Source organism: Oscillospiraceae bacterium NTUH-002-81 (assembly GCA_032620915.1).
Lineage (GTDB): Bacteria > Bacillota > Clostridia > Lachnospirales > Lachnospiraceae > JAGTTR01.
Map to the genome: position 1 here is coordinate 1,570,212 of CP136052.1, position 18,014 is coordinate 1,588,225.

Here is an 18,014-nt window from a genome sequence, read left to right on the forward strand (position 1 = left end):
TTCCGATGATCTTTTTGTTAAGAATAGCAAACTCCCACGTTGGATGCAAGAAAATTTTCAGGCGGCTTAAGAATTCAGTAAGGATTTCTCCTTCTGTTTTGTGTTAGAATTAGAATGAGTACAGATAAAAGGAAAAAATGAAAGATAAGAGATTCCCATACACTGGCCGTATCCTGTGTGATTTGTTGATAGATTGGTTGTGTTATGGGATATTGTGGAATGATATAGTTAAGAGAGGCAGGAAAATGATATGCAGGAAACGAAGATTCTTGTGGTAGATGATGAGAAGGAGATCGCGGATCTGATCGAGATTTATCTGGTCAGTGACGGCTACAAAGTATATAAGGCGTACAACGCGGCGGACGGCTTGGATATTCTGGCAAAAGAGGACATCAAGCTGGTGCTGCTGGACATCATGATGCCGGGGATGGACGGGCTTGCCATGTGCCGGAAGATCCGGGAGACGAGCAACATACCCATTATTATTTTAAGTGCCAAGTCCACCGACCTGGACAAGATCCTGGGGCTGGGCACAGGTGCCGACGATTATGTGACGAAGCCCTTCAACCCGCTGGAACTGACCGCCCGGGTGAAATCCCAGCTGCGTCGGTTTACCCAGCTGAATCCCGGCAGTGACAAGGGAAAGCCGGAGACGGAGATCCAGATCCGGGGGCTGGTGATCAACAAGGAGAATCACAAGGTGGTCGTGTACGGCGAAGAAGTGAAGCTGACACCCATCGAGTTCAACATTCTGTACCTGCTGGCGTCCAACCCGGGGCGGGTGTTCAGCACCGATGAGATTTTTGAGCGGGTGTGGAACGAGAAGGTCTATGAAGCAAACAACACGGTGATGGTGCACATCCGGCGACTGCGCGGCAAGATGAAGGAGGATACCAGAACCGAGAAGATTATCACGACGGTATGGGGAGTGGGATACAAAATTGAGCGATGAATTGTTCAAATCCTTTCGGAGACGGATTTTTTTCAGTGCCCTGGCCAGCATTCTCATCACCTGCGGCGCGGAGCTGATCGTTATTTTCAATCTGCAGGTGATCGTGGAATTCCTGCGCCGGAACGGGTATCGCAATGCCATTCTTGGAAGAGACGGCCTGAATCCCACCGTGCAGATGATTATTCTCTTTGCGGTGGGCGGTGCGGTGTTTCTCATAAGCTTTGCCATGTGTATGGACGGTGTGGTGCGTTATGTCCGGGAGATTTCCAATGGCATCACCCGGATTGCCTGCGGTGACCTGAATACGGAGATCAGTGTCCGGGGACAGGATGAGTTTGCATCCATTGCCCGGAGCCTGAACAAGATGACCGGGGAGGTTCGGGTACTCATGGACAAGGAGCGGGAAGCGGAGCGATCGAAGAATGATCTGATCACCAACGTGGCCCACGATCTGCGCACGCCGCTGACGTCGGTCATCGGATATCTGGAGCTTCTGAAGACACGGCCTGATCTGGAACCGGAAGTGCGTCAGAACTTTGTGGACATTGCCTATAAGAAATCCAAGCGGCTGGAGAAGCTGATCGAGGATCTGTTTGGCTTTACGAAACTGAATTATGGAAAAATTACGATGAAGCCGGGGATGTTGGACATTGTCAAGCTGCTGGAACAGATGCTGGATGAGTTTTATCCGAATTTTCAGGAGGCGGGGCTTACCTATGAGTTTACCAGCTCCCAGAACAGTCTCCAGATCGAGGCGGACGGCAACCTGCTGGCGCGGCTGTTTGACAACCTGATCAACAACGCCATCAAGTACGGCGCGGACGGGAAGAAGATCGTGGTCAGCGTGGAGCGGGAGGATCCCATGGTGGTCATCCGTGTGCTGAACTATGGGAAGATCATCCCGCCGGAGGAGCTGGATCATATTTTTGAAAAATTCTACCGTGTGGAGCATTCCCGTTCCATGAATACCGGGGGCACCGGACTGGGGCTGGCCATTGCGAAGGGTGTGGTGGAGCTTCACGGCGGAACGATCCATGCAACCAGCAATATCCGGGGAACGGTTTTTGAGGTGCGCCTGTATCAGTCGCTGAAGGACCGGCCGGAGCATTTTGATTCTTGCGGTTAGATATATGAGGAGAGGGTATATGCAAACATACAGAAAACAAAGAGTCTGGCGTGTGGCCGGCGTCTGTCTTCTGGCAGTGCTTCTGCTGCTTGGTGCAGGGCGGAGGACAGAAGCGGCAGCGCCTGTGGCGGATACCTTTGATATTTCGCTGACCTATGGGTATGATAATTCGGTAAAATATAACCGGGATGCCGCTTTTCATGTACAGGTAACGAGTAAGGACGCAGATTTTTCCGGAAAGGTGCATCTTCTGACTTCTGCTTACAGACAGGATGTATACTATGGCTCCGGTTCGTTGATGAGCCTGCCTTTTGGCCACAGGGCCTATGCACTCAGCTATGACAATTATGGGGTTTCCAAAGTGCTGGAGCTGGAACCGGGACAGAGCAAGACAGTGACATTTACACTGCCCATGACCGGATGTTCCCCTTTTGTAAAAATTCAGCTCATCGGGGCGGACGGACAGATACAGGCGGAGAAGGACTTTTCCCTGTCAGTGCGCACCTCCTCCGGAGAGTTTCTGGCGGGGGTGCTGACAGATGATCCGACAGGCATGCAGTATCTGGACGGCCTGCGCACGTCGGCCTATTCTTCTGTCAGTCTGGCAGCGGTGCTGTTGGATGAGACCACACTGGAGGATACCCGGGCCGGGCTGGATATGCTGGATCTGCTCCTGGTGCAGGATTTTGATACAGACAGGCTGCGCACGGAACAGAAGGAAGCCATCAAGCGCTGGGTGAGAGACGGCGGTGTGCTGGTGCAGGGCGGCGGACAGAAGGCTGCAGACATGGCAGACCTGACACCGGAGATCGAACCTTACGGAGAGGGACGGATCGTGACCTACCCCCAGCGGCTGACCATGGGAGAGGACGAGGTAGCCGGTACCGATCTGATGGGACAGATGCTTTTGGAGGACTGCTTTTCCAGGCAGCAGCTGGAGGAAGCGGATCCCACGGTAACGCACACCGGGGACGATTACTGGGTCGTTTCCAGTGAGCTGGAGGGCGTCAGCATGGAACATATCCCGAAGACCGGCAGATATGCGGTAGTGCTGGCCGTCTATGTGATCCTGGCAGGGCCGGTGGTTTACCTTGTATTGAAAAAATTTCACGGAAGAAAATATATCTGGGGCTGTGTGGGTGTTCTGGCGATCCTGTTTTCCGGGATCGTGTTTGTCATGGGCAGCCGCACCCGGTTTAATGCGCCCTTTGTCAATTATGTGCGGAAGATCAATCTGATGCCGGGCGTGAAGGATGAGAAGGTAGATTTTTCTGTCCGGGCGCCTTATAACACGGCGTACAGCATTTATGTGAATCAGGACTATGATCTCATGCCGGTGTGCGATACGGCTTATTATGGCGCCGCCTATATGGATGCGGTGCCTGATTTTTCCAGAGAAAGCATGCAGATCGCCTATGGGGAGACGGAAAATGTGCTGTCCATGGAGAGTGACCGGGCGTTTACGGCCAAATATGTGCAGGCCTCCCGGACGGAAAAGACGGATGCGGATTTTGGCGTGCAGGGAGAGCTTTGCTATTTTGATGGCGCACTGACCGGGACGCTGGTCAACCGGACATCTTACAATCTGACGGATGTGTTCCTGATATTTCAGAATCATCTGGTGTATGTGGAACAGTTCCCGGCCGGTGGATCCCTGGATGTGGGAACATGCAGTCTGTATTCCTTTGTTCCGGGAGAGGGATATGAGATTGTGCAAAAATGCCTGGATTATGAAGCGGGATATCACAGGGAAGTGAATGCGGATTTTCTGGATGCCTGCTGGAAGACATCGATCCTTTCCAATCAGTTGGAGGAGGGCTATGAGAAGGAGCCGAAGGGCTGTCGTCTGGTGGGGTTTGTGGACGGTGTGCCACTGGATTTGCTGAAGGACAGTGCCTATCAGACGGAAGGGCAGACACTTGTGAATACAGACATTTCACTTTCTTATGAGAAAGAAGAAAATGGGAAAATCTGGAAATATTTCCCGTTTATCACCAGTACGGTGCGGGTGGTGTCCGGCGATTACGTTACCTATAATAATACCGCTTACGGCAATGATGTGGTGCTGGAATACCAGGTGCCGGAGGATGTGCAGGATCTGTCCCTGATGTTTGGCCGTGAGGATTACTATGATGCGGATGCTTACCAGGAATTTGCCGGGACGATAGAAATTTATAATTACAGGGCCGGTCGGTATGAGAAGGTGTCTGAGGAGGACGAGCTGACGGGTGACCGGCTGGAGCAGTGCATTTCGCTGGATCACCGGCTGCTGTTGCGTTATCGGGATACGACCGTGGGATCAGACAAATCAGACAAGCTGCCGATTTTGATCATGAAGGGGAGGATCTGACCATGCTGAAAATCAGAAATCTGACGAAACGTTATGGCAGATATACAGCGCTGGACAGTCTGGATCTGCAGATTGACAGAGGGGAGATCTTCGGTTTCGTAGGACCAAACGGTGCGGGAAAGACCACAACCATGAAAATCATGGCAGGCCTTCTCAAGGCAGATGCGGGAGAGATTTACATTGATGATATCAAGCTTTTTGAGGATTATAACCGGCTGAAAGAGGTTATCGGTTATATGCCGGATTTTTTTGGCGTTTATAACAATCTGCAGGTAATGGAATATCTGGAATTTTATGCCAGTGCTTATGGCATGGAGACGAGGCAGGCCCGCAGGCTGGGTGGACATCTTCTGGAAATGGTGCATCTGGAGGGCAAGGAAGAGTGCTATGTGGATGAACTTTCCCGGGGAATGAAGCAGCGGCTCTGCCTGGCCCGGGCGCTGATCCATGATCCTCAGTTTCTTATTCTGGATGAGCCGGCATCAGGTCTGGATCCCAGAAGCCGGTTTGAATTTAAGGAGATCCTGAAAGAACTCCGGGATGACGGCAAGACGATCATCATCAGTTCCCACATTCTTATGGAGCTGGCAGAGATGTGTACAAGCATTGGTGTCATCGAGCGGGGTAAGATGATCCTCCAGGGAAGTATCGAAGACATTCTGGAGACAGTGGATACGTCTAATCCGCTGATCATCCGGGTGTATGACCAGGTGGATACAGCAGTGCTGCTGTTGAAGAAGGAGGAGAAGATTGAGAGCCTTACCATCCAGGGCAACAGTATTTTCGCTTCTTTTTCCGGAAACCGGGAGGAGGAAGCAAGACTGTTGAAAACGCTCATCGATAATGGTGTTCTTGTCCAGTCCTATTCCAGAGAGCAGGGCAGCCTGGAATCCCTGTTCCTGAAGATTACAGAACACAGTGAGGAGGCAGGATAAGTGAAGCTGAATCCGGTATTTAAAAATGAGATCAAATTAAGCAGCCGAACGATGAAAAGCAGTTGGATGGTATTTGGCTATAATGCCGTGCTTATCGTGGTGAGCATGATGGTGCTGTACAGTATGATGAATTCGGTACATTATGGATACAGCATGGATTATTCTGAGACGGTGAGCCTGTATGTGGTCATGGCTTATATAGAATTTGGTATGATCCTGCTCATCATCCCGGCCATTACGGCGGGCAGCATCGCCGGGGAGCGGGAACGGCAGACGCTGGACATGCTGCTGGCGACGAAGATGAAGCCCTGGTCTATCGTGCTGGGCAAGCTGGAATCGTCCCTGAGTTCGGTGCTCATGCTGGCCGTCTCCAGTCTGCCGGTGCTGTCCATTGTGTTCATCTTTGGCGGTGTGGGCATTCTGGAGCTGGTGGGATTTGTGGTGATCCTGGGCGTATCGGCAATTTTTGTCGGCAGTGTGGGTATTTTCTTTTCGGCCTACACAAGAAGGGTGACCACTGCCACGGTGCTGACCTATCTGGCGGTGCTGTTCCTGCTGGGCGGCACACTGGTCATCGAAAGCGGCGTTTACAGTCTGGTACAGATGCAGATGTCGGCAGTGGGACAGACGGAGGGCATCACCGTGGGCAACGTCATCGGCCTTCTTCTGGTCAATCCGGCGGTGACCTTCTATGGCATGGTCAGCAGCCAGGTGGGAGACCCGGGAGCCATCGTAGCGCTCTGTACCCGGTTCGGGCTGAACGGGGCGGAAGGCATCCTCACCCACTGGATCGCCGTCAGCGAGGTGGTGCAGCTGCTGCTGTCCGGCGTGCTGCTGTATCTGGCGGGGAGAAAGATCAATCCATTAAAATAGAGGGAAAATCGTGGAAACAGCACAGAACGGTGTAAACATGGAAGCCGGGAAAATAGCTGGAATATGAGAAAAATATGGCGATGAAAAAAGAAAGTTCTGTCAAGATCTTCGATAACAGAAGACCATGACAGAACTTTTTTGTTGCAAACTTTGTGTCAGGCGTAACCTATGGTTTATGCCTGCTTTTTATTTACCGAATGCTGATGCAGCACCACCAGAGCCACCACCAGACACACAATGGCGGAGGCCAGCGTCAGCACCACATTGCCGCCGCTGAACCCGGCCACCACATAGCCGACAAAACAGCAGGAGGCTACGGTGAGTGCGTAGGGCAGCTGGGTAGATACGTGTTCAATATGCTGGCATCCCGCACCGGTGGAGGACAGGATGGTGGTATCAGAAATCGGGGAGCAGTGATCGCCGAATACACTGCCTGCCAGAGTGGCGGACAGAGAGACGATGATCAGCTGCGGCGCGATGGCAGAGCATACCGGTACGATGATGGGAATCAGGATACCGAAGGTGCCCCAGGCTGTGCCCATGGAGAAGGACAAAAATGCCGCAATGACAAAGATCAGGGCCGGAATGATGGCCGGGGGAAGGCTGGAGCTCTCCACAATGCCGCGGACATATTCGCCGGTCATGAGAAGGTCACGGCACACGCCGCTGATGGTCCACGCCATGATCAGGATCAGGTAAGCGGGCACCATGTTTTTCACGCCGCTCTCAATACCGGACATGAAATCATGGAAGGTTACCAGTTTGCGCGGAATGAACAGAATAAAAGCTACGATCAGGGCACCGAAGCCGCCCAGCACCAGCGCATCAGAGGCGCTGCAGTTACCGAAGGCTGCCATAATGGTGTGATAAGCCGGATCGTCTCCCCAGAGGCCGCCGTTCTGCAGCATGGCCAGAATGGAGAAAATGATCAGGGCGATGACCGGGATGAGCATGTCCGATACCCGGCCACGCTCGGAAATGTGCACGGATTCTTCGATGGGCGCATCAAAATCACCCAGGTCGCCTGCCTGTGCAGCCTCTTCCTTTTCTTCCATGGGGCCGAAGTCCAGATCCTTCAGACAGAGAAGCAGTACCATTAATATAGAAAGAATGGCATATAAGTTGTAAGGGATCGTTGCCATAAAGGCTGCGATATCACTGGTAAATTCACCGGTGGCTGCCAGAGAAGAGCCGACAGCGGCTGCCCAGCTGGAAACCGGGGCAATGATACATACCGGGGCAGCGGTGGCATCGATGATGTAAGCCAGCTTGGCCCGGGGAATGTTATGCTTGTCTGTCAGCGGTTTCATAACGGTGCCGACGGTCAGGCAGTTGAAATAGTCGTCAATAAAGATCAGGATGCCCAGGGCGGCGGTTGCCAGCTGTGCCATGTGGCGGTTTTTGATCTTATCGGATACCCAGCGGCCGTAAGCCCGGGAACCGCCTGCCATGGTTACGACAACGACCAGAGCGCCTAAAAGACCCAGGAATATCAGAATCTTCATATCTACCCGGGATGCCATCAGGTCAAAGGTGGTGGTCAGGGTACCCATAAACGGGTTCAGGCCGGAGGCACAGGCATAGATCAGAGATCCTGACAGAATACCGATGAGCAGGGAGGACATAACCTCCTTGGTGATCAGCGCAAGTGAAATTGCAAGAAGCGGAGGCAGTAAAGACAGCCAGCCGACAAAAATTGGTTCCATATCGTTTTCCCCTCTCAAATTCAAGAAATTTTTAATTCTATCTTATTGTAATCGGTGAATCCGGTTCCGTCAATGAGACTTTACATAAACTTTACATTTGCTTCGTACAGACTTTACAGGAATTTCATATTGTTGAGAAGTAGGTAGATGAATATTCAGAAAAGAAGCAATAACGAGGAGAGAGTAGGAGGACAAAAGAGATGGAGCATATGAAAATGCTGTTTATGTTTATCGGGGGCCTGGGGATGTTCCTGTATGGCATGAACGTCATGGCGGACGGCCTGCAGAAATCTGCAGGAAACCGGATGCGCAAATTATTACAGTTTTTAACGAGCAACCGGCTCATGGGTGTACTGGTAGGACTGGGAGTTACCGCCATCATCCAGAGCTCATCCGCCACAACCGTTATGGTGGTCGGTTTTGTGAATGCAGGCATTCTGAACCTGACCCAGGCTGTGGGCGTGATCATGGGTGCCAATATCGGAACAACAGTGACTGCATGGATCGTGTCCATGAGCGAGTGGGGCAGTATGTTAAAGCCGGAGACGTTTGCACCGCTGCTCATCGGCATTGGCGCTTTTATGCTGTTATTCTGCAAAAAAGAACGGCAGAAGGAAATTGCCCAGATTCTGGTGGGATTTGGTGTACTGTTCGTGGGCTTAAGTTACATGTCCGGTTCCATTGCACCGTATAAGAGTGCGCCGATTTTTTCCACAGCCTTTTCCGTGCTGGGGAACAACCCCATCCTTGGCATCCTGACCGGTGCGGTGGTGACGGGCGTCATCCAGAGCTCTTCCGCTTCTGTAGGTATTCTGCAGACGCTGGCCATGAACGGGATCGTGACATGGAATTCTGCCGTGTTCATCACTCTTGGCCAGAATATCGGTACCTGTGTAACGGCGCTGCTGTCCAGTATCGGCGCTCAGAAAAATGCCAAGCGGGCAGCGGTGATCCACCTTTTATTTAATGTGATCGGTGCGGTAGTCTTTGGTATTGTCATGGTTATCGTGTTTGGCCTGCGCCCGGCTTTCGGCACATCGACCATCAGCAGCGTACAGATTTCCATTTTCCACACGGTATTCAATGTGACCAATACAATCCTGCTGTTCCCCTTTGCCAGAGTACTGGTGAAATTATCGGAAAAAATTGTCCGGGATGAAAAAGAGACCGGCGAGGCAGAGGAGATGGCAGACATCGCTCTGCCGCAGCTGGATGCCCGTGTGCTGGAAACCCCTGCTTTCGCTGTGGAAAATACGATCCAGGAGCTGCTTCGGATGAGTGAGATCACGGTCTGTCATCTGCGCACTGCCATGGATGCAGTGCTGACAGGCAGCCACCGGAAAATCGAGAAGGGGCGGAAACTGGAAGAAACCGTGAATGAATTCGAAAAACTGATCATGGAATATCTGGCGAAGCTGGACCACACTTCCCTGACAGACAAACAGCGGGAGATCGTGGGTGATCTCATGTATACCGTAAAGGATGTGGAGCGGATTTCCGACCACTGTGACAATATCGTAGATCTGGCTGAGGAAATGTCGGATACTTCCATGGAGTTTTCTATGGATGCCAAGGAAGGGTTGCGGGAAATGACGGAGCTGTCTGTGGAGACCATTGAGGGCGCCATTGCGGCCAGAAGAAGCGAGAAGCCGGAGCAGTGCCGGGAAAATGTGCAGAAGGTCAAAGATTTGGAGGACGAGATTGACGGACTGAGAAAGGAACTGCGGAAATCCCATATGGAGCGGATCGCCCGGAACGAGTGCTCTGCCTCCAAGGGCATCATCTTCCTGGATATCATCAGTAATATGGAGCGGGTTTCTGACCATGCCAGAAACATTGTGGAGTATATTTCTTCGGAAATGGCCCACTGATGCTTTTACAAAGACTTAACAAAAAGCAAATATTTCTTTTATACACCGGGTATAGGATGGTTTCAACAGATGAGGAAAACAATCTGAAAGATAAGTTTTAGGAGGAGTATGAGAGAAATGAAAAAAGCAATCGTAATTGGCATGATCGCAGCAATGACAGTAGGCATGACTGCCTGCGGTAACAGCAGCAGTGACAGCGCACCGGCAACAACAGCACCGGCAGCGACAGAGAATACACAGCAGGAGAAGACAGCAGATGCCACAGCAGCAGATACTGCAGCTTCAGACCTTTCCGGTACCGTCGTGATCACAGGTTCTACTTCCGTTGAGAAGATCCTGAATGACATGAAGGATGAGTTCACCGCACAGAACCCCAACGTGACCATCGAGTACACCGGCAGCGGTTCTTCCGCAGGCATCAAGGACACCAAGGCAAAGACCAACAACATCGGCGCTTCTTCCAGAGAGATCAAGGATGATGAAAAGGATGCTGATCTGAAGCAGGAAGTATTTGCTTATGACGGAATCGCAGTCATCGTAAACCCGGCAAATGAGGCAGTGAAAAATATCACCACCGAGCAGCTGGCAGATATTTATTCCGGTAAGATCACAAACTGGAAAGAGGTTGGCGGTGATGATGCAGAGATTTTTGTGGTGTCCCGTGAGGAGAGCTCCGGGACCAGAAGCGCTTTTGAAGAGCTGATTGCCTTAGAGGATGCAGGCGGACTGACCGGTGCAGCTTCTGTATCGGAAGGAAATGGTCCGGTACAGGCAGCAGTGGCAGAGAATGCCAACGCTATCGGCTATGTATCCTTCTCCTTCATCGATGACACGGTAAAAGCGCTGACCGTCAATGATGTGGAGCCTACGGCTGAGCTTGCAAAGACCGGCGAGTATCCGCTGTCCAGACCGTTCATCTTCGTATACTACGATGACACCGTAACAGATGCAGGAAAAGCATTTCTTGACTTTGCCCTGACAGAAGACGGACAGGCGTGCGTAGATAACCACGGCGGAATCCGTGTGAAATAAATTTTCCGGAGAACGAAAAAGAAAAAGAAAGCTGCCCCAAAACAAAGACTGGATATCCGGAGCCTGTTTTGGGGCATTTTTAAAGGGGAAAATATGAACAGAGAAAAATTAGGAGAAAAAAGCATAGAGACATTGTTTCTGCTCTGTGCGCTGGTGGGTGTGGTGTCGGTAACGGCCATCATCGTCTTTGTATTCTACAAAGGGCTACACCCGTTTTTCGGCCCGGATGCTTACAGCTTTCTCGATTTTATCACGGGAACCCGGTGGGCGCCCGGAGAAAACATATATGGTATTTTCTATATGATCGTGGCTTCCGTGCTGGCTACTGTGGGTGCCATTGTCATCGGCGTGCCGGTGGGACTTTTGACTGCAGTCTTTATCTCGGAGCTGGCGCCTGACCGGTTCGTCAGGATCATCAAACCGGCGGTGGAGCTGCTGGCCGGGATCCCGTCGGTGCTGTATGGTGCCTTTGGCCTTGGCATCATCGTACCGCTGATCAAAAAGGTATCGCCCATGGTACAGGGCCAGTCGCTGCTGGCGGTGATCATCGTGCTTACCATTATGATCCTGCCCACCATCGTATCCCTGTCAGAGACATCCCTGCGGGCCGTACCGAAATCTTACCGGGAGGCATCCTATGGGCTGGGGGCTTCCGAGATCCAGACGATTTTTAAAGTGACGATCCCGGCAGCCAAATCCGGTATCCTCTCCGCAGCAGTGCTGGGCATTGGCCGGGCCATCGGAGAAACCATGGCGGTGATGATGATCGCGGGAAATCCCACCTCAGGCCTTCCTAAGAGTATCTGGTCCATGGTACGTCCGCTGACGACGAACATTGCCATGGAAATGAGCTATGCCTCCGGCAGACAGTCAGAAATGCTGTTTGCCACTGGTGTGATCCTTTTTATTTTTATCATGATCGTCAATACGACACTGATCGTACTGACCCATAAGGCAGGTGAGTCGAAGAAATGAGCAGAAAACAGAAAGATGGCATCCTTCGGGGATGTATTTACGGGTGTGCGGGGGTTACCGTGTTGATCCTGGTGGTGATCATCGGTTTTATCCTGATCAAGGGTATGCCTGGTATCACACCGGCATTCCTGACCCACGCCTATGAAGATAAGACCACCTATGTGACCTGTGGCCGGTACGTGGATCCCCAGCCGGACAGCGGCGACTATTATGTGAACACGGTGGGTATCCACCTGGGAATCCGGGACGGCCAGGTAGTGGTGACTGATATGGACAGTTATTCTCCGGTGCGCAGTGCCGTGGATGGCACAGGAGCTACTTATGCGGTGAAAAAAGGGGATATCCTGACCAAGTTCGGCGCCTATGATGTGGAGGCCGCTTATAAAGAAGAGGTAACCGGCGGAAAACTTTCCGAGGAAGCCTTCCTGGCGGAAGCGGTACAGCAGATGGAAGCCCAGACGGACGCGGCCCTTCGGCTGAAGGTGGTGCGGCCCGGTGGTGGTATCGTACCTATGGTGGTGACGACGATTTACATGATTCTTCTTTCTATCGGCATTGCGGCGCCCATTGGTATCCTGGCAGCAGTGTATCTGATCGAATATGCCAAACCGGGCAAGCTGCTGACGATGATCCATTTTGCCATTGAGAATCTGGCCGGTATCCCGTCCATCATATATGGCCTGTTTGGTTCCCTGTTCTTCGTGCAGATTATGCGTTTACAGTATTCCATCCTGGCCGGTGCCCTGACAGTGAGTATCATTTTGCTGCCCACCATCATCACCACTACGGAGGAAGCACTGAAGGCCATTCCAAAAGGTTACCGGGAATCCTCCCTGGGCCTGGGAGCCACCAAGCTGCAGACCATCGGCCATGTGGTGCTGCCCAACGCCATCCCCGGCATTCTGACTGCTGTGCTTTTAAGCATCGGCCGTGTGGTGGGAGAGTCGGCGGCCCTGCTTCTGACAGCGGGAACGGTGGCCCAGATCCCGAAAGCGCTGTTCGGCAATTCTGCCAGCGGCGCCACCCTGACCATCAAGGCCTATACGCTCATGAAGGAAGAGAACGACCTGACGACGGCCTGCGCCATCGGTATCATTTTGCTTATGATTATCATCGGCATCAACGCCCTGTCCAAATGGATCACCAGACGGATGCTGCGTCGGCAGGGAAGATAAAGGAGAATACATATGGAACAGACAAAATCCAAGTTTTCCGTAAAAGACTTAAGCCTGTATTACGGGGACTTTAAAGCATTGAAAAATATCAATATGGAGATTCAGGAAAACGAGATCACCGCGTTCATCGGGCCTTCCGGTTGTGGCAAATCCACCTTCCTGAAAACCGTCAACCGGATGAATGATCTGGTTGACGGCGTGCGGATCGAAGGCAATATCTATCTGGACGGCGTGGATATTTACAGGGATATCGATGTCATCGACCTGCGCCGCCGCGTAGGCATGGTATTCCAGCAGCCCAATCCTTTCCCCATGACCATTTATGACAATGTGGCTTACGGTCCCCGGATTCATGGCATCAAGAAAAAAAGCCAGCTGGATGACATTGTAGAGCGAAGCCTGAGACAGGCGGCCATCTGGGATGAGGTCAAAGATCGGTTAAAGAAAAATGCGCTGGGCGTGTCCGGCGGACAGCAGCAGAGAATCTGTATTGCCCGGGCGCTGGCAGTGGAGCCGGAGGTGCTGCTCATGGATGAACCCACCTCCGCCCTGGATCCCATTTCCACCATGAAGATCGAGGATCTGGCGCTGGAATTAAAGAAAAATTATACGATCATCATTGTGACCCATAACATGCAGCAGGCCAGCCGTATTTCTGATAAGACCGCTTTCTTCCTCACCGGAGAAGTGGTGGAGTACGGCCCGACCCTGCAGATCTTCAATAACCCTGTGGAAAAGAAGACAGAGGAATACATTACCGGCCGGTTTGGCTGATGGAGGAGGAAAACATGACAAGACAGGTATATCTGGATGAATTGGATAAACTTCACAAAAAAGTGGTGGAGATGGGGACGCTGATCGAGGAATCCCTGGATCAGGTGGAGGAAGCCCTCTATAAAATGAACCGGGAAAAGGCCCGGGAAATCATCGCCGGGGACGACCGGGTGGACGCCATGGAGCGGGAGATCGAGCGGGCCTGCATCGACATGATCGCCACCCAGCAGCCGGTGGCCACCGACCTTCGCCGGGTGACCTCCATCATGCGCATCATTTCTGATCTGGAGCGGATCGCGGACCACTGCAGCGACATTTCCGAATACATTCTCCTGCTCTCCGACGAGAAGGAAATTCCCATGCCCGACTGCGTGCCGGACATGATCCGCAGCGTCAAAGACATGATCCACCGCACCGTAGAAGCTTTCGTCAGCGACGACAAGGCAGAGGCAGAGCAGGTGGAAGCCTCCGACGACATCGTGGATGATTACTTTGTAAAAATCAGGGACGAGATTGCCATCGCCATGAAACATAATCCTGACCGGATCAAACAGTATATTGACTATTTGATGATAATCAAGTATCTTGAACGTATGGCAGACCATTCCACCAACATCGCCGGGTGGATCACCTTCGTGGTGACCGGGGAGTTAGACAACCTAAAATAAATAACAGTTCAGTCAAGGGTTTATGGAGCCAGACGTCATGCTTGCATGTAAGGCGGGCTTCGTGAAGCCTTGGACGGAGCGCCCGCTTATGAGCAAAAAATAGCTGCGTAGCAGCGGAGAGCGTGGTACACGCGGTTTTGCGAATGGGTGCGTCTGAACTGTTATAGGGCAGCTGGACGCGAATGGCGCATCTGAACTGTTATGGTGAAGTCAGCAGAAAGGAGAATGCAGGAGCGATGCGGAAGCGACTGTTATTTACATATATAGCACTTGTATTTGTGACGCTGATGGCTTCCCAGATCTCCTTCTGGAGCAGCGGCCAGCGTTTTTTGCAGCAACAAAGTGAGGCGCAGTATACAGATCAGGCAGAACTGATCCGGGATGTGTTTGAGCAGACGGACTTTGCCGGAACGGCAGATTATGATGCCTTTGCAAAAAAATATGCTAGACGGCAGGAAGTCCGTATCACCATTATCGACATGGATGGCACCGTGCTGGGGGAATCTGAGGAAAGCCCGTCTGACATGGAAAATCATAAGGACCGGGAGGAAGTAAAAAAAGCCATGACAGGGGAATCTGCCAGCATTGTCCGGCGTTCCAGCACCCTTGGCATGGATTATTGTTATTGCGCCGTTCCTGTTCGGACAGACAGCTTTGAGGGGGTACTGCGGGTGTCGGTGCCGCTGGAAGAGCTGCACGCCCTGCGGCTGGAATATATGAGATCCACTATTTTTATGCTGGCCATCGGTGTTTTGCTGATCGCCGGGCTGGTGATCGCTTTTACCAGGTTCATTGCAGACCCCATTGATGAGGTCATCGAGGCGGCCGGGAAGATTGCCGAGGGCAGTTACGGAATCCGGCTGAAAACCAGACAGAACAGTCAGATCGGTAAGCTGGCGGACTCTTTCAACTGGATGTCCGGTCGGCTGGAAGCGGCTGTGAAAGAGCTGAAGGACCGTAACAACGAGCTGGAAGCCATTCTGCGCAGTATGCGGAACGGCGTGCTGGCCATCAACGGCAGGGACGAGATTTTGTTTTACAATGATGCTCTTATGAATCTCATCGGCCACCGGGGAGATTTCCTTGGGGAATCCGTATACCATCTGGTACGCAGCTCCCTGATCTTCGATGTCATTGAAAAAGTGCGGGAGTCCCGGGATGTGATCTGCGAGGAGGGGCAGTCCCGGATCATGGGTGAGCAATATCTGCGGATTACAGGCACGGTGCTGAACCGGGAAAAAGAACAGTCCCGCAGCGTCCTTCTCATCATTGAGGACATCACCGATGTGAAAAAACTGGAAAACATGCGGTCAGATTTCGTGTCCAACGTCACCCATGAGCTGAAAACGCCCCTGACATCCATTCGGGGCTTCGTGGATACGCTAAAGCAGGGCGCCATCAAGGATGAGCAGTATGCCCGCAAATTCCTGGACATCATCGACATTGAGGCAGAGCGGCTGTATACCCTCATTCAGGACATTCTGCTGCTATCCGAGATCGAGTCCGGCAGCGACTACAACATCCAGGACTGCGATGTGAACGGTATCATCGATGAGACGTTGAACCTTCTGCAGCCCAAGATCGAGCAGAAACCGGAGGTGGATGTGATCTTCCAGCCGGAGCCCTACATCCGTCCCTTCCCCTGTAACCCGGACCGGATGAAGCAGCTGTTCATCAATCTCATAGATAATGCGGTAAAAAATACAGAAAAAGGCAGCGTCACCGTGACCTGCCGGGTGCATAACGATCACCTGATGATTTCCGTCAAAGACACCGGCATCGGCATTCCCAAGGAACATTTAAGCCGCATTTTCGAACGGTTCTATCGGGTGGACAAGGGACGTTCCCGGAAAATGGGCGGCACAGGCCTTGGCTTATCCATTGTCAAACACATTGTGGAAATGTACGAGGGAGACATTTTTGTGTCCAGCGAAGTGGGCGAGGGCACGGAATTTATCATAAAGCTGCCCTATGACAGAAAACATACAGGCACCAACGTGGTGCGCGTACAGGGCAGAAAGAGAGGAATCGGGCAGGTATGAAAAAAGTAATCTTAACCGTAGACGATGAGGAACACATTCTGGAACTCATCAGTTACAATCTGGAACGCAACGGCTACGAGGTATTAAAGGCGCTGACCGGCGAGGAAGCGCTGGAAATCCTCGATCAGCACCAGGTGGATCTGGTACTTCTGGACCGGATGCTGCCGGGCATCGATGGGATTGAGGTGCTGAAGCAGATCCGTGGGGACAAAAACAAAAAAGATCTGCCGGTCATTCTGCTGACTGCCAAATCCGAGGAATTTGACAAGGTTGTGGGACTGGAGATTGGTGCAGACGATTACATTTGCAAACCCTTTGGGGTCCATGAACTCATTGCCCGGATCAAGGCCGTACTGCGCCGCTCCGGAGACGGCGGCCTTGCGGCGGAAGAGGATGGCGAAGAAGACAAAGACCGGATCTGCATCGATAATCTGGTCATCAACTACACCACCCGGGTTGTTACTGTGGACGGCAGGGAAGTCGATCTCTCTCTGAAAGAATTCGAGCTTCTTTATCTGTTGGCCTCCAACCGCAACCGTGTCTACTCCCGGGACACCCTCCTGGAGAAAATCTGGGGCTACGACTACATGGGCGAGACGCGCACCATCGATGTCCATATCCGGAACCTCCGCAAAAAAATCGAGCAGGATCCCGACCACCCCGAGCATGTCAAGACCGTGAGAGGCGTTGGGTATAAGTTTGTCTGAAAAATGAACATTGTTATAGAAAAAGTTTTATAAGAATCTAGTCATTTAGATTCATTCTATTCAGAGCTTTGAGTTGATCACGCTTTGCATAGATCACATTTAGAATATATACCTTACCTGATGAATCATCTGGTCGATAATAGATATAAAAATTCTTTGCAATAATCTTTCGCACACCTCTGGAATGCCAGGGTTCCTGTTTTACGGGAACAATACTTGAAGCCATATATGTCAGCTTTTGTATTTCGCTGCGAATTGCTCGAATGTAATTTAGTGCCACGTCCGGGACTGACAAAGTGTATGCAATGTAGTCACGGATTTCAAAGAGATCAGCTTCTGCATCCGGTGTGATGATGATTTCATAGGCGTCCATTTATTTAAGACCCCTTTCCAGATCGTCAAACACTGCATCCATTGATCGTCCTTCACCGGCAAGTGACTGTGCATAGCTACGTTGAAGTTTGGCGTCGAGTTCAGCATCAGACATTGCATCGCTGGTTTGTGGTTCAGAAGGAATTGTTAATGAGAATGGAACCCCATGATGATAAATGATCTGACGATAGAGGGAATTGATTACAACAGAGACAGGAATTCCCAGCTTCTGAAGAATATCTTCTGCTTCAAGCTTTATATTATTTTCGACGCGAGCGCTTACAGTTGAATCTTTCATTATAAACACCTCCTGTTGCTTTTATTGTAATTTACTGTCTTGCAGATTGCAAGACATATTGTGCGAAACATTTTAAGAAAAATGGACATTGAGACTGAAAAGTGGACATTCAACGTCAAAAAGTGGATATTCACAACCAAAAGTGGACATGGAAAGGC

General features: G+C 51.5%; 16 protein-coding genes. 13 read left to right on the plus strand and 3 right to left on the minus strand.

Features of this window, described 5'->3' with window-relative positions; genetic code table 11:
• The first annotated feature begins 250 nt into the window (after window positions 1–250).
• Genes RJD28_07455 through RJD28_07475 form a run of 5 tightly spaced genes read left to right on the plus strand, consistent with a single transcriptional unit; the run spans window position 251 to window position 6,236 of the window.
• Window positions 251–952 (plus strand): response regulator transcription factor, encoded by a 702-nt coding sequence (locus tag RJD28_07455; GenBank protein WNV59300.1) that lies wholly within the window; start codon window positions 251–253, stop codon window positions 950–952.
• Complete coding sequence (locus RJD28_07460) at window positions 942–2,078, plus strand: HAMP domain-containing sensor histidine kinase (protein ID WNV59301.1); 1,137 nt, start codon at window positions 942–944, stop codon at window positions 2,076–2,078. The genes RJD28_07455 and RJD28_07460 overlap by 11 nt, the downstream gene beginning before the upstream one ends.
• Window positions 2,079–2,097: 19 nt before the next feature.
• Window positions 2,098–4,428 carry a hypothetical protein gene (locus RJD28_07465; protein ID WNV59302.1) on the plus strand — a complete coding sequence of 777 codons (2,331 nt, stop codon included), beginning with the start codon at window positions 2,098–2,100 and terminating at the stop codon, window positions 4,426–4,428.
• A gap of 2 nt (window positions 4,429–4,430) precedes the next feature.
• A complete protein-coding gene (locus RJD28_07470) occupies window positions 4,431–5,363 on the plus strand; it encodes an ABC transporter ATP-binding protein (GenBank protein WNV59303.1) in 933 nt (310 codons plus the stop codon).
• Window positions 5,364–6,236: an ABC transporter permease gene (locus RJD28_07475; protein WNV59304.1), complete on the plus strand. Its 873-nt coding sequence runs from the start codon at window positions 5,364–5,366 to the stop codon at window positions 6,234–6,236.
• 173 nt (window positions 6,237–6,409) lie between these two features.
• Here RJD28_07475 and RJD28_07480 read toward each other — a convergent pair whose 3' ends face one another.
• Window positions 6,410–7,942 carry a Na+/H+ antiporter NhaC family protein gene (locus tag RJD28_07480; GenBank protein ID WNV59305.1) on the minus strand — a complete coding sequence of 511 codons (1,533 nt, stop codon included), beginning with the start codon at window positions 7,940–7,942 and terminating at the stop codon, window positions 6,410–6,412.
• Window positions 7,943–8,142: 200 nt separating this feature from the next.
• On the opposite strand from RJD28_07480, the gene RJD28_07485 reads away from it, so the two are divergent.
• From RJD28_07485 to RJD28_07520, 8 genes are all read left to right on the plus strand, one after another.
• Window positions 8,143–9,813, plus strand: a complete 1,671-nt coding sequence (locus tag RJD28_07485) for a Na/Pi cotransporter family protein (GenBank protein ID WNV59306.1) — start codon at window positions 8,143–8,145, stop codon at window positions 9,811–9,813.
• Window positions 9,814–9,930: 117 nt separating this feature from the next.
• On the plus strand, window positions 9,931–10,845 hold the full coding sequence (locus RJD28_07490) for a phosphate ABC transporter substrate-binding protein (protein ID WNV59307.1): 915 nt from the start codon (window positions 9,931–9,933) through the stop codon (window positions 10,843–10,845).
• Window positions 10,846–10,938: 93 nt separating this feature from the next.
• Window positions 10,939–11,820, plus strand: a complete 882-nt coding sequence (gene pstC / locus RJD28_07495) for a phosphate ABC transporter permease subunit PstC (protein ID WNV59308.1) — start codon at window positions 10,939–10,941, stop codon at window positions 11,818–11,820.
• Window positions 11,817–12,995 carry a phosphate ABC transporter permease PstA gene (gene pstA, locus RJD28_07500; protein ID WNV59309.1) on the plus strand — a complete coding sequence of 393 codons (1,179 nt, stop codon included), beginning with the start codon at window positions 11,817–11,819 and terminating at the stop codon, window positions 12,993–12,995. The genes pstC and pstA overlap by 4 nt, the downstream gene beginning before the upstream one ends.
• A 12-nt stretch (window positions 12,996–13,007) precedes the next feature.
• Window positions 13,008–13,769 (plus strand): phosphate ABC transporter ATP-binding protein PstB, encoded by a 762-nt coding sequence (gene pstB, locus RJD28_07505; protein WNV59310.1) that lies wholly within the window; start codon window positions 13,008–13,010, stop codon window positions 13,767–13,769.
• A gap of 14 nt (window positions 13,770–13,783) precedes the next feature.
• On the plus strand, window positions 13,784–14,437 hold the full coding sequence (gene phoU / locus RJD28_07510) for a phosphate signaling complex protein PhoU (protein ID WNV59311.1): 654 nt from the start codon (window positions 13,784–13,786) through the stop codon (window positions 14,435–14,437).
• Window positions 14,438–14,673: 236 nt separating this feature from the next.
• A complete protein-coding gene (locus tag RJD28_07515; GenBank protein ID WNV59312.1) occupies window positions 14,674–16,479 on the plus strand; it encodes an ATP-binding protein in 1,806 nt (601 codons plus the stop codon).
• A complete protein-coding gene (locus RJD28_07520; GenBank protein WNV59313.1) occupies window positions 16,476–17,186 on the plus strand; it encodes a response regulator transcription factor in 711 nt (236 codons plus the stop codon). Before RJD28_07515 ends, RJD28_07520 begins: the two co-directional genes overlap by 4 nt.
• Window positions 17,187–17,223: 37 nt before the next feature.
• Here the strand turns inward: RJD28_07520 and RJD28_07525 are convergent, their stop codons facing one another.
• Window positions 17,224–17,559 carry a type II toxin-antitoxin system RelE/ParE family toxin gene (locus tag RJD28_07525; protein WNV59314.1) on the minus strand — a complete coding sequence of 112 codons (336 nt, stop codon included), beginning with the start codon at window positions 17,557–17,559 and terminating at the stop codon, window positions 17,224–17,226.
• Window positions 17,560–17,856: a type II toxin-antitoxin system RelB/DinJ family antitoxin gene (locus tag RJD28_07530; GenBank protein WNV59315.1), complete on the minus strand. Its 297-nt coding sequence runs from the start codon at window positions 17,854–17,856 to the stop codon at window positions 17,560–17,562.
• Between the last annotated feature and the right edge of the window lie 158 nt (window positions 17,857–18,014).